The sequence below is a fragment of the Helicobacter sp. 23-1045 genome, from assembly GCF_053654655.1.
Genome location: NZ_JBSIUR010000006.1, coordinates 28,149 through 39,291 on the forward strand (window position 1 = coordinate 28,149; position 11,143 = coordinate 39,291).

The 11,143-nt window shown below is 40.9% G+C and carries 15 protein-coding genes; 10 read left to right on the forward strand and 5 right to left on the reverse strand.

Translation table 11 applies throughout. The features are described 5' to 3' along the window. Nucleotides 1–5: 5 nt before the first annotated feature. The 4 genes from ftsY to ACWIUE_RS07080 are packed head-to-tail and all read right to left on the reverse strand — an operon-like array spanning nucleotide 6 to nucleotide 3,089. Nucleotides 6–893, reverse strand: coding sequence for a signal recognition particle-docking protein FtsY (gene ftsY / locus ACWIUE_RS07065; RefSeq protein WP_454136016.1), 888 nt, complete (start codon nucleotides 891–893; stop codon nucleotides 6–8). Further along, a complete protein-coding gene (locus ACWIUE_RS07070; RefSeq protein WP_454136017.1) occupies nucleotides 893–1,393 on the reverse strand; it encodes a TlpA family protein disulfide reductase in 501 nt (166 codons plus the stop codon). Before ACWIUE_RS07070 ends, ftsY begins: the two co-directional genes overlap by 1 nt. Then, complete coding sequence (locus ACWIUE_RS07075; protein WP_454136018.1) at nucleotides 1,390–1,944, reverse strand: NUDIX domain-containing protein; 555 nt, start codon at nucleotides 1,942–1,944, stop codon at nucleotides 1,390–1,392. The genes ACWIUE_RS07070 and ACWIUE_RS07075 overlap by 4 nt, the downstream gene beginning before the upstream one ends. Beyond that, on the reverse strand, nucleotides 1,941–3,089 hold the full coding sequence (locus tag ACWIUE_RS07080; protein ID WP_454136019.1) for a peptidoglycan DD-metalloendopeptidase family protein: 1,149 nt from the start codon (nucleotides 3,087–3,089) through the stop codon (nucleotides 1,941–1,943). The genes ACWIUE_RS07075 and ACWIUE_RS07080 overlap by 4 nt, the downstream gene beginning before the upstream one ends. Nucleotides 3,090–3,163: 74 nt before the next feature. Here ACWIUE_RS07080 and ACWIUE_RS07085 point away from each other — a divergent pair, with 74 nt between their 5' ends. The 4 genes from ACWIUE_RS07085 to flgK all read left to right on the forward strand — a co-directional run bounded on the left by ACWIUE_RS07085 (nucleotide 3,164) and on the right by flgK (nucleotide 5,963). Beyond that, entirely contained in the window at nucleotides 3,164–3,343 is a 180-nt protein-coding gene (locus ACWIUE_RS07085) for a hypothetical protein (RefSeq protein ID WP_454136020.1), read from the forward strand. Nucleotides 3,344–3,396: 53 nt separating this feature from the next. After that, nucleotides 3,397–3,624, forward strand: coding sequence for a flagellar biosynthesis anti-sigma factor FlgM (locus tag ACWIUE_RS07090; RefSeq protein WP_454136021.1), 228 nt, complete (start codon nucleotides 3,397–3,399; stop codon nucleotides 3,622–3,624). A gap of 85 nt (nucleotides 3,625–3,709) precedes the next feature. Next, complete coding sequence (locus ACWIUE_RS07095) at nucleotides 3,710–4,141, forward strand: hypothetical protein (protein WP_454136022.1); 432 nt, start codon at nucleotides 3,710–3,712, stop codon at nucleotides 4,139–4,141. 1 nt (nucleotide 4,142) lies between these two features. After that, the gene (gene flgK, locus ACWIUE_RS07100; protein WP_454136023.1) at nucleotides 4,143–5,963 is read left to right on the forward strand and encodes a flagellar hook-associated protein FlgK; all 1,821 of its coding nucleotides are present in this window, start codon (nucleotides 4,143–4,145) and stop codon (nucleotides 5,961–5,963) included. On the opposite strand, the gene ACWIUE_RS07105 is transcribed toward flgK, so the two are convergent. Beyond that, a complete protein-coding gene (locus ACWIUE_RS07105) occupies nucleotides 5,917–6,342 on the reverse strand; it encodes a hypothetical protein (RefSeq protein WP_454136024.1) in 426 nt (141 codons plus the stop codon). The two genes, flgK and ACWIUE_RS07105, sit on opposite strands and share 47 nt — an antisense overlap. A 96-nt stretch (nucleotides 6,343–6,438) precedes the next feature. Here ACWIUE_RS07105 and ACWIUE_RS07110 point away from each other — a divergent pair, with 96 nt between their 5' ends. The 6 genes from ACWIUE_RS07110 (at nucleotide 6,439) to ACWIUE_RS07135 (ending at nucleotide 11,103) form a co-directional block, all read left to right on the forward strand. Then, nucleotides 6,439–7,341: a response regulator gene (locus tag ACWIUE_RS07110; protein WP_454136025.1), complete on the forward strand. Its 903-nt coding sequence runs from the start codon at nucleotides 6,439–6,441 to the stop codon at nucleotides 7,339–7,341. Nucleotides 7,342–7,627: 286 nt separating this feature from the next. Continuing rightward, a complete protein-coding gene (ccoN, locus tag ACWIUE_RS07115) occupies nucleotides 7,628–9,097 on the forward strand; it encodes a cytochrome-c oxidase, cbb3-type subunit I (RefSeq protein ID WP_454136026.1) in 1,470 nt (489 codons plus the stop codon). Between the two features lie 15 nt (nucleotides 9,098–9,112). Next, nucleotides 9,113–9,823, forward strand: a complete 711-nt coding sequence (gene ccoO, locus ACWIUE_RS07120) for a cytochrome-c oxidase, cbb3-type subunit II (RefSeq protein ID WP_454136027.1) — start codon at nucleotides 9,113–9,115, stop codon at nucleotides 9,821–9,823. Then, entirely contained in the window at nucleotides 9,795–10,040 is a 246-nt protein-coding gene (locus ACWIUE_RS07125; protein WP_454136028.1) for a cytochrome c oxidase, cbb3-type, CcoQ subunit, read from the forward strand. The genes ccoO and ACWIUE_RS07125 overlap by 29 nt, the downstream gene beginning before the upstream one ends. Beyond that, nucleotides 10,040–10,894, forward strand: a complete 855-nt coding sequence (locus tag ACWIUE_RS07130; protein ID WP_454136029.1) for a c-type cytochrome — start codon at nucleotides 10,040–10,042, stop codon at nucleotides 10,892–10,894. The genes ACWIUE_RS07125 and ACWIUE_RS07130 overlap by 1 nt, the downstream gene beginning before the upstream one ends. Before the next feature lie 11 nt (nucleotides 10,895–10,905). Further along, nucleotides 10,906–11,103: a DUF4006 family protein gene (locus tag ACWIUE_RS07135; RefSeq protein WP_454136030.1), complete on the forward strand. Its 198-nt coding sequence runs from the start codon at nucleotides 10,906–10,908 to the stop codon at nucleotides 11,101–11,103. The last annotated feature ends 40 nt before the right edge of the window (nucleotides 11,104–11,143 follow it).

An 11,143-nucleotide genomic window follows, 5' to 3' on the forward strand; every position in this document is an offset into this window, starting at 1 on the left:
TTTATTTAGATTTTCGCAGAATCTGCGCCTAAATTCTGCGATTCTGCGCTAAACACATAATCCATCATATTTTTCACATACCATTCTTTGTCAAATGGGATTAAGTCATTTGCGCCCTCGCCCGTGCCGACAAACAAAATGGGCAATTTTAGGCTTTTTGCAATGCTAATAATGCACCCGCCCTTGCTTGAGCCATCCATCTTTGTGATGATTATGCCATCAAGTGCCAAAATTTCGTTGAATGTTTTTGCTTGATTGATTGCGCTTGTGCCTTGTGTGCCATCTAATATTAGGATTTTGTAAAAATCGCCAATGCCTTTTTGGCAAGTGTTTGCGATTTTTTTAAGCTCATTTTGCAAGTTGATTTTGTTTTCTAATCGCCCCGCAGTATCGATAAATGCGACATCTGCGCCCCTTGACTTTGCCGCGCTAATGCTATCAAATGCCACAGCCGCAGGGTCTGCGCCAAATTTGGAGCTAACGCACTGAATTTCTAGCCGTTTGCCCCACGCGCAAAGTTGCTCCACAGCGGCAGCGCGAAATGTATCCCCTGCGCCAAAGATGACTTTTTGCCCTTGTGCCTTGTAAATCTGCCCTAATTTTGCGATTGTGGTGGTTTTCCCCGCGCCATTTACGCCCATTATTAAATGCACAAGCGGTTTGGTATGAATCTCACGCAACGCTTTCACTTCGCCCAAAAATCCGCGCAATTTTGCCTCTAAATCGCCTCGTTTGATTTTCGCCCCGCTTGAATCTAAAATGCCCTCGATGATTTCATACTCAATGTCGCACTCAATCAAACGCTCTTCAAGCAAATCTTTTGTGATTTCTAGCGCAGAATCCGCCAAATCCGCAGAATCTCGCCCCATAATTTTCTTAAAAAACGAAAACATTACTTTTCTCCCAAAATGCGTTTTATGTCAAATGCAATCATTTCTTCGGGCGTTAGCCCATCGTAGCTTTGTTTGAGATTGCCATTTTTGTCATAAAGTAGCATAAATGGAAATGTCGAAATGTGGTAATTTTCCACAAGCTTGGCAATATCACCCTTGTAAAACCACTCAAATTTTGCGCCCGAATCATTTACGAATTTTTTAAGCGTCTCTTCGCTTTCATCTTTATCCACAAAAATCCCATAGACATTGATTTCCTCGCCAAATTCTGCGTTAATATTTGCGATGTGCTGCGCCTGTCCCAAGCAATAATCACACCACGAACTTAAAAAGAGAAGCAAATAAGGGCGATTGCCGTTTGCGGATAGCAAATTTTCCTTTTGAGAAAATGTCACTTTTTTGCCTCCCAAACTTATCAAAGAGTAGTTTTTTGGCGTAGATTCTGCGATATCACACGCGCTAAAAAATAGCGCAAATATCGCTAAAAGTATTTTTTTCATAACTTCTCCCTTATAAACCACAAAAACGCAAATCCCAAAGACGGCGTGATATTTGGCGTTTGCAAAAATTTTAGCGCGGAATCTCGCGGGATTTCGATAATTTCGATAAACTCATCATCGATTCCACCGCCATTTGTGCGCTTATCGGCGTTGCAAACTTCGGCATAAAAAACGCTTTGTTTGCTCCCGCTTGTGCCGACAGATGAGTAAAATTCTGCGATTTTTTGTAGATTCTGCGCTTCAAATCCGCACTCTTCAAGCACCTCTTCTTTTGCGATTTGCTCTAAACTCTTGCCCTTTTTATCCACAAGCCCCGCGCAAAGCTCAAACATATAGCCATCATTATTGCGTAAAAACACGGCGGGGCGAAATTGGCGGACGATGATAAGATTCGCAGAATCTGTGTTGTAAATCAAAATTGCAACGCTGTCGCTACTTTTGACAACCTCCCAGCGTTTGGGGACGCCGTTTTCAATGTAGCGCATTTCGCAGACTTCAATATAGCGCGAATCCTCGCATTTGCGGAGTTCTATGCTGTTTTTATCAATCATTGCGCTACTTTGGCGAAATAACTTGGTGCTTCTCCGCTGAAATTCTCCATAATGGCGACTTTGAGTTTGTTTTCAAGCGTCTTTGCGTTTGCTAAAAATGCCTTTTTTTCATCTTTGTTTAAAATGCTTTTTGTTGTTTTGATACTCAAAGCAGGGTTTATTGGGCGATTATTTTTATAAAGTCCAAAATGCAAATGCGGTCCCGTGCTTAACCCGCTACTGCCGACTTGCGCGATTTTTTGTCCGCTTTTTACTTTCTGTCCTTTTTTCACGCTAAAAGTTTTTAGATGCGCATAGAGCGTCTTTAATCCGTTATCGTGCGCCACTTCGACAACTTTTCCATATCCGCTTTTATTCCCGGCATAGACGACTTTGCCACCCGCAGCGGCGCGAACTGCCGTGCCTGTGGGCGCAGCATAATCGATACCATAATGCGGACGGCGCACTTTTAAAATGGGGTGTTTGCGATTTAGCGAAAATGGCGATGAGACTCTTGCGCCCGGCACGGGAAGTCCTAGCAAAAATCCCTGCTTTTCATTGCCCTTTTCATCGTAATATTTGCCATTTGTGTGGGCGAAAAGAAAGTTTGGTTTGCGATTTGTCTCAATCAACGCTGCTTTTATATCCGGACTGCCAAAAGAGCGTCCCAAGCGGTATTTGTAGTCATAAATTAGCGCGAGTTTGTCATTTTTCAAAACGCTTTTTGAGAAATTTATGGAGTTTTTGTAGATATTTACAAATTCATTTGATAAATTTGTGTCATTTGTGAGTTCGTATAAATCCTGATATGGGGACTTTTGGATGGAGATGGCGATTTGCGCGCTTGATTTAAAGTATTTCACAGGGATAAAATCGACTTTATACTCGCCACCATCGCGGTAAAGGTGGATTTGCATTTCGTCATTTAGCGGGATTAGTGCTTGGAGCAGAATCTCATTATTTTTTAGCGTGTAATACCGCACTCCGGCGTAAATCTCTGCGGTTAGTTCCTTATCCTCGGCGTGGAGATTCCAATATGTCGATGACGGAATATTATGTGCTTCTAAAAACTGCAAGAAAGTTTGCCCTTTATCCCAAATTTTATTCGTGCTAGTCGCGCCAAATGCGAATGTAAGTGTGAATAAAAAAAGTAGTATTTTTGCCATAAATGCCCCTTTATTTTTAAATAAAATTTGGCATTATACATAAAAATTTTAAAAAATATAGATGGAGTTGCAAAATGAAAGATTGGATATTCCCAAGTGTCGCATTTGTGGTGTTTCTATACGGGATGACATTTCTTATCGCGCATTTGCATAATTACACAAATGCGGATATGAGTTTGTTTGATGGCGCGAGAAATGCGAGTTATGACGATGTGGGGCAGTTTTTAAAGGATATTTCAAAAGCGTTTAAATAACTTCAAATATTTTGTCGATTATAAAATCTAAAATATTTTTTTGGAGTTAAGCAATGATAGTTAGGAATACCCCTTTTGCACCGCACTCAATGCAAACGCAGAATCTACCAAATAATCAAAATGAAAAAGTCGCAGATTCTGCGAAAAGCACCGATACGCAAAATGATAAAGTTACAAATATTAAAAAAGATGTAGAAAACGGCGCGTATAAAATCGATATCAACAAAACCGCCGATAAAATGGCACAAGATTTGCTTTTGGATATGAAGGTTTATAGATAATTTAGCAGATTCTGCGAATCGCACAAAAATCGCAGAATCTATCGCAGAATCTGCACCAAAATCGCAGAATCCAAAAAGGACGAAAATGTTACATTCATATTTGCAAAACGCAGTGAGCGATTTAGTGGCACTTATTGAAATTAGCATTTTGGATATGGATGATATTAAAAAAGCAAAGCACGAGGCGATTTTCTCGCGCCTTGATGACAAAAATAATCTTATTGAATCTTTTAAAATAAACAAATCAAAGGCAGATTCTGCGATGCGTGAAATGATGGCAAAGCACCCAAACAAGGGTATTGATGAACTTTTGGATGAAAATGCGATGAAAATCATCGATGAAATGCGGACGAGTTTAAAAGAACTGCGAGTTTTGAATAAGGCGTATGCAAAAAGTGTCGTTGCGGTGAGCGAGTTTTATAACTCGCTAGTGGGGGCGATTATGCCAAATCAAGTCGGGCAAAAATATGGCAATATTAGCGCAAATCACGCGGATTTTATAAGATGTGAGGCATAAAATGGGTGGCATTCTATCATCGCTAAACACTTCTAGCACGGGATTACACGCACATCAACTAATGGTGGATGTGACGGGCAATAATATCGCAAATGCTAGCGATGAGTTTTACTCGCGCCAAAGGGTGGTGATTTCGCCTGAAACTCCGCTTTATTTTCAAAAATATAATTTGGGGCGGGGCGTGGATGTGGAGACAATTCAGCGAATCCACGATGAATTCACCTTTTCGCGCTACCGCAAGGCAGCAAGCGATGCGCAAAACTACGACACGCAATTTAGCGCGTTGCGTGAGGCGAGTGCATTTTTCCCCGAAGTCGATGGTGTGGGGATTTATAACGATATCGAAGCATATTTCAATGCGTGGAAAGATGTGGAGAAAAATCCATCAGATTCTGCGCAAAAGCAGGTTTTGGCGCAAAAAACGCAAACGCTTATCACAAATGTCAAAGACACGCGAAATCGCCTCTTTAATTTGCAAATAAAGCATAGCGAAGAGTTGCGCGTGACGATTGAGGAAATAAATGCCATCGCAAAGCAAATCGCAGAGATTAACCGCAAATTAGCAGAGATGGAAGATGCAAATGAGTTAAAACAGGCAAATGAACTGCGCGATAGGCGAGATGAGTTAGAATTCAACCTCTCAAAACTCATCGGTTCTAGCGTTTTTAAAGATAAATTAAAAAGTCAATCCCGCCTAAACTCCAAAAGTGCGGACTTTGATTTTGGATACACGCTAAATATCGCAGGTGGATTTAATATCGTAGATGGCGTCCATCATCATCCGCTTGTGGCGGATAATAGCGATAATGACGATGGATTATATACGATTTATTTTAAGGGATTTGACCATAAGCACACGGATATCACGGATAAAATCGTAGGCGGAAAAGCGGGTGCGTTGCTTGACTTGGTGAGTTATGGTAAAAATGGCGGGAAAATTGGCAAATTGCAAGATTATATCAATCTTTTGGATACTTTCGCGCAAGGATTTATCGAAGCGACAAATGGCGTTTATGCCCAAAGTGCGACAAATGAAATATTAAGCGATGAACTAGCGATTGATAAAAATCAAGTGCTTTCAAACTCCATTTATAATATCAAAAACGGCGGATTTGATGTGATTATTTATAACGCAAAGGGCGATGAGATTCTGCGAAAAAATGTAAAAATCGATGGCATTACCACGATGGAGGACATTGTCGATGCGCTAAATCACAGCGATGATGACAACGCCGATAATAATCCGCTAAATGACTTTGATGACTATTTCACCGCGCATTATGATAATGAAGCGAGGCAGTTTCGCATTTTGGCGAAAAATCCATCGCTTGGATTTAGCGTAAGTATCGAGGATAAGGGCAGTAATTTTGTCGGGGCGATTGGCATAAATCGCTTTTTGGAGGGGAGAAATGCAAATGATATCGCGCTAAAAGCGGAGTATGAAAAAAACCCGACTTTGATTCGTCAGTGGAAGGCACCTGTGGGCGGGAACTTTGAGATTGCCACAATGATGTTAGAACTGCAATATAAAAGTAGCGAGTTTTACCCCGTGCGTGGGAAAAAGCAAGAGATGAGTGTGCCTGAATACTTTCAATTCCTAACAGACAAAGTGGCGACTGATACAAATGAAGTCAGCACTCTGCTTGATACCAAGCAAAGCGTCCTTGCGGCGGTGAAAAAAGAGCATTTGGCGATTAGTCAAGTAAGTATCGATGAAGAGATGGTAAATCTCATCAAATTTCAAAGCGGATATGCGGCAAATGCGAAGGTTATCACTACGATTGATAGAATGATAGAGACTTTGCTGACGATAAAGCAGTGAGGGGTTTTGTAGAGATTCTGTGGAATTTTTGGCGCGAGATTCTGCGAAATGTGTGAGAAACGCAGAATCTAGTGCGAAAAAATCCCGTCATTGCGAGATTCTGCGTAGCAGAATCGTGGCAATCCATATGATTATTTTTTGTGGATTGCTTCGTTGTTTTCGCTTCGCTCAAACTGCCTCGCAATGACGAAGTGGTGGCAGATTCTGCGATTTTATTCCCCCTCCCTTGCGGAGGGGGATTTAGGGGGGTGGGTAATTTTTGCATTAGATTCTGTGATTTTGCAGAATCTTGGATTGCTTCGTTGTTTTCGCTTCGCTCAAACTGCCTCGCAATGACAAAAAAACACGTGAGATTCTGCGATTCGCCTTGAAATGACAAAAAAACGCAGAATCTGTTGTAGATTTAAGTTTTTATGCTAATATTTCGCTTTTATTTTTCAAATCTTGTAATTTTGTAACGCAAAGGAACTCGAAAATGAAAACTTTGATTATGGAAAATGACACTTATTTGGCGCAAAGTATCAGCAATAAACTCGTAGAGAAGGGTTATGAGTGCGTTATCGCAAAGGATGCGAATTTCAAATTTGACAAAAATGCGCATTTTGATGTGGTGCTTATGAGTTACGATGTATGCACGACAAACTGCGTAAATATCGTAAAATTATTCCCAAATAGCGTTGTGATTATGATGCTAACTTATATCGCCGATGAGAGCGCGACAAAAATGCTTCAAGCGGGCGTTTATGACTATATTATAAAACCATTTATGATTGATGAACTAGTGCGGAAAATCGAGCATTACAAGCATTACAGCTCATTAAAACAAGAAGTGGTGTTTTATAAAAACTATTTTGAGTTTGTTGAGAGTATTTTGGATACGCCGATACCTTTTACTTACAATCTCCCATTTATCATTCGCAGCAATTCACAGCGCAGTGCGGATATTTATGCGATGCGATATGCAAGATTGAAGCAAATCAAATTTGAGTTTAAAACCATCACGGATATCGATTGCAAGGAACTTTTAAGCAAAAGCAACAATCAAAACACAATCACTTATTTAACGGGATTAGAGCGACTTAGGAAAAGCGAGCGAAATGACTTTTTGGGGAAACTAAACAAACACCGCATTTTGATGTCCTTTATCTCAAAAGAAGAATTGGCGTTTAATAATATCGCAGATATCACAAGCTCCGGTCCGGGCGTGGATTTCGGCGGGGATATTTTGAGTATCAAAGAGTATGAAAAAATGGTGATTTCAAAATATGAGAATATTTACTCGGATATCGATTTGGCAAAGAAACTAGGCATTTCGCGCAAAAGCTTGTGGGAAAAACGCAAGCGATACGGCATAGAGAGGGCGAAAAAGACGAAGTAGATTCTGCGATTTTTGGGCGAGATTCTGCGGAAATTTAGTAGATTCTGCGATTTCGTGGGGAGATTCTGCGAAAATTTGGGGAGATTCTGCGAAAATTCGTGCGATTTTTGAAAAATTTTTAGCAAAAACGCAGAATCTAAAATATAAATTTATATCAAAAAAGTGCAGAATCTACGCAAGATTCTGCGATTCTGCAAAAAATATTCACAAAAAATTGACATTTTAATATACATTTAAGGCATTTATTTAGTATAATCGCATTTATCTTTTAAAGTTAGGAGGAAATATGAATACAGAGAATGTATTAGAGTATGATTATTCCATAGCAAAGCTGTTTCTTTGGACGACTTTGGCTTTTGGCGTAGTTGGTATGCTTGTAGGCGTCATCATCGCTTTTCAAATGGCATATCCAGCACTTAATCATATCGCTGGTGAGTATGGATTGTTTGGGCGATTGCGTCCGCTCCACACAAATGCCGTAATCTACGGATTTACGCTTAGTGGGATTTGGGCTGCGTGGTATTATTTGGGGCAGAGAGTGCTAAAAATCACTTACAATCAGCACCCATTTTTGAAAATCATAGGGATTTTGCATTTTTGGATTTACTTGGTTTTAATCGCACTTGCGGTTGTAACCTTGCTTTTAGGCATCACACAATCCAAAGAATACGCAGAGTTGCCTTGGATTTTGGATTTGGTTGTTGTCGTGGTGTGGGTGCTTTGGGGCGTTAGCCTTTTTGGCTCTATGGCTGTTAGGCGCGAACAAACGCTATACATTAGCCTTTGGTATTTTATCGCTAGTTTTGTGGCGGTGAGTGCGCTTTATATCTTTAACAACCTTGCGATTCCTACTTGGCTAGTGGCTAATGTAGGGAGTATTTGGCATTCTGTATCGCTTTATGCAGGGACAAATGACGCTATGGTGCAATGGTGGTGGGGACACAATGCGGTTGCATTTGTCTTTACCTCCGCAATCATCGGCGTTATGTATTATTTCTTGCCAAAAGAATCTGGACAGCCCATTTTCTCATATAAACTGACACTTTTTAGCTTTTGGAGTTTGATGTTTGTGTATATTTGGGCGGGAGGACACCATCTTATTTACTCCACAACGCCTGATTGGGTGCAAACGCTTGGTTCTGTGTTTAGCGTGATTTTGATTTTGCCCTCTTGGGGGACAGCAATCAATATGCTTCTAACGATGCGCGGACAATGGCATCAATTACGCGAATCGCCACTCATTAAGTTTTTGGTGTTGGCTTCGACTTTTTATATGTTATCAACGCTTGAAGGTCCGATTCAATCCATTCGCTCGGTAAATGCTCTTGCGCACTTTACAGATTGGATTGTAGGGCATGTCCACGATGGCGTTTTGGGCTGGGTAGGATTTACAATCATTGCGGCTTGTTATCATATCACACCGCGAATCTTTAAGCGCGAAATCTACTCCAAAAAAGTTATGGATATGCAATTTTGGATTATGACGCTTGGAATCATTTTGTATTTTTCAAGTATGTGGATTGCAGGGATTTCGCAAGGTATGATGTGGCGTGCTACTGATGAATTTGGTAGTCCGCTTTATAGCTTTATTGACACGGTGTCTAGTTTGCATTTGTATTATGTGATTCGTTCAGTCGCTGGGGTGCTTTATTTGCTTGGATTCTTTATGTTTGTTTATAATATCATTATGACAATCACAGCGTCCAAAGAGATTGACAAAGAACCCGCATTTGCGACACCTATGCAAGAAAATTAAGGGGAGGAAAAGGATATGTTTAATTGGTTAGAGAGAAATCCATTCTTTTTCACGGTGGCGTTTTTGCTAGTGTTTTCAATAGCGGGATTGGTAGAGATATTGCCAAACTTTGCGAAAACTTCGCGCCCATTAGAGGGACTAAAACCTTATAGCGTGTTGGAAGTCGCAGGTAGGCAAGTGTATATGAAAGAGGGTTGCTACAACTGCCACTCACAGCTAATCCGCCCATTTAAGGCAGAGACAGACAGATATGGCGCATATAGTTTAAGTGGCGAGTATGCTTATGATAGACCATTTTTGTGGGGCTCAAAGCGAATCGGACCTGACTTGCATAGGGTAGGGGATAGCCGAAACGCCGCAGATTGGCATTCAAATCATATGTGGGACCCTGCGAGTGTCGTGCCCGGAAGCATTATGCCAAACTATCAGCATAATTTCTTTAAAAAGGTAGATTTTGAAACCGCCTATGCGGACGCTTATACGCAAAAAGTCGTATTTGGTGTGCCTTATGATATGCCAAATAATCCAAAATTAGGCACTTTAAAAGAAGCCGAAGCAGAATTTATGCGCGAGGCAGAAGCGATTGTCCTTGAAATGAAAAACAAAGACATTGAGGACGCATATAAAAATGGCGAGGTTAGAGAGATTGTCGCGCTTATTGCGTATATGAAGAGTTTGAGCCAAGCAAGGCGCACAGGTGGCACAACCACACAAGCAGCAAATTAGAGGTGTGGCGATGTTGGAGTTGTTAGTTGAGTTTCGTGGGTGGGCGTATTTTTTAGCGACTATTGCGTTGGTTGCGTTTTTGTATTCATATATTTTCTATATGTATAAAGCACAGCGCACGGGCGCAAAGGACTACGAAAAATATGCTCGTTTGGCGTTAGATGATAATATCACAGATACGCCATTAGAATCTAGGGAAATAGGGAGGAAACAATAATGCAAAATTTATTAAGCGACAATATGACGATACTTGCGCTACTTGGCGCACTTGTCATATTAGTTTTGGTGGCGTTTATCACGGCTACTTATTTTAATAAAATTAAAAATAGTAGCAACGATGGTGAGCTAACTAATGAGGATTGGGATGGAATCAAAGAGTTTAAAAACGACTTGCCTATCGGCTGGGCGGCGTCATTTTTGTGTATTATTATTTGGGGATTGTGGTATATTTTCGTGGGCTACCCGCTAAATGCGTATTCGCAAATCGGCGAGTATAATCGCGAGGTGGCAAACTACAATGCAAAATATCAAGCAAAATGGGCGTCTTTGAGCGATAGTGAGCTAATCACAATGGGCGATAATATCTTTCAAGTGCAGTGCTCACAATGTCACGGATTTGATAGAAGCGGTATCAATGGCAAGGCGGCGGATTTAAATAAATGGGGCAGAAAAGAGCAAATCCTAAAAGTCATCAAAGAAGGTAGCGCAGGTATGAACTACACGGGCGTGATGATGGTGCCTATCGAAATGAGCGATGATGAGGCGAAAAATATCGCGGATTTTGTGATGGCTGAAATCTCTACCGCCAAAATCCCCGCAAACGCAGAATCTATCGAGCAAGGTAGAACGCTTTACGCTACGCATTGTGTAGCTTGTCACGGCGAAGATGGCAAAGGATTGGTTGAGGGATTTGCGCCTGATTTGACAACCTATGGGACTTTTGTATTTTTAGATGAAGTGCTAAAAAGAGGCAAGGCAGGGGCGATTGGCAAAATGCCGTCATTTGATTATGCGAATTTTAGCGAGCATCAAAAGAAAGCGTTGAATAACTTTATTTTGTCGGATTTTTAGGGAGGTGAAAGATGAATGGCGGATATTTTAGTTTGAATGGATTGAGCGGATTTTTTCTCGCAGTCGTGCTACTTTTGGCGATTGTGGGGATTTTAGGATTTATCGCTGTGGGTGTCCAAAAGGCGGAAGCGACAAATTATTACAGCATTGACGCACAAAAAGCAACGATGATAGATTCTGCGAATGCAGAGCATTACAAGCAAAAATAGGGGGTGCGAAATGGATTATAATGTCGTAGAAAAGGCACTT

Excerpts from the sequence above, each read along its gene's own strand:
- ftsY (WP_454136016.1), bottom strand. The coding sequence starts at position 893 with ATGTTTTCGTTTTTTAAGAAAATTATGGGGCGAGATTCTGCGGATTTG.
- ACWIUE_RS07070 (WP_454136017.1), bottom strand. The coding sequence starts at position 1,393 with ATGAAAAAAATACTTTTAGCGATATTTGCGCTATTTTTTAGCGCGTGT.
- ACWIUE_RS07075 (WP_454136018.1), bottom strand. The coding sequence starts at position 1,944 with ATGATTGATAAAAACAGCATAGAACTCCGCAAATGCGAGGATTCGCGC.
- ACWIUE_RS07080 (WP_454136019.1), bottom strand. The coding sequence starts at position 3,089 with ATGGCAAAAATACTACTTTTTTTATTCACACTTACATTCGCATTTGGC.
- ACWIUE_RS07085 (WP_454136020.1), top strand. The coding sequence starts at position 3,164 with ATGAAAGATTGGATATTCCCAAGTGTCGCATTTGTGGTGTTTCTATAC.
- ACWIUE_RS07090 (WP_454136021.1), top strand. The coding sequence starts at position 3,397 with ATGATAGTTAGGAATACCCCTTTTGCACCGCACTCAATGCAAACGCAG.
- ACWIUE_RS07095 (WP_454136022.1), top strand. The coding sequence starts at position 3,710 with ATGTTACATTCATATTTGCAAAACGCAGTGAGCGATTTAGTGGCACTT.
- flgK (WP_454136023.1), top strand. The coding sequence starts at position 4,143 with ATGGGTGGCATTCTATCATCGCTAAACACTTCTAGCACGGGATTACAC.
- ACWIUE_RS07110 (WP_454136025.1), top strand. The coding sequence starts at position 6,439 with ATGAAAACTTTGATTATGGAAAATGACACTTATTTGGCGCAAAGTATC.
- ccoN (WP_454136026.1), top strand. The coding sequence starts at position 7,628 with ATGAATACAGAGAATGTATTAGAGTATGATTATTCCATAGCAAAGCTG.
- ccoO (WP_454136027.1), top strand. The coding sequence starts at position 9,113 with ATGTTTAATTGGTTAGAGAGAAATCCATTCTTTTTCACGGTGGCGTTT.
- ACWIUE_RS07130 (WP_454136029.1), top strand. The coding sequence starts at position 10,040 with ATGCAAAATTTATTAAGCGACAATATGACGATACTTGCGCTACTTGGC.
- ACWIUE_RS07135 (WP_454136030.1), top strand. The coding sequence starts at position 10,906 with ATGAATGGCGGATATTTTAGTTTGAATGGATTGAGCGGATTTTTTCTC.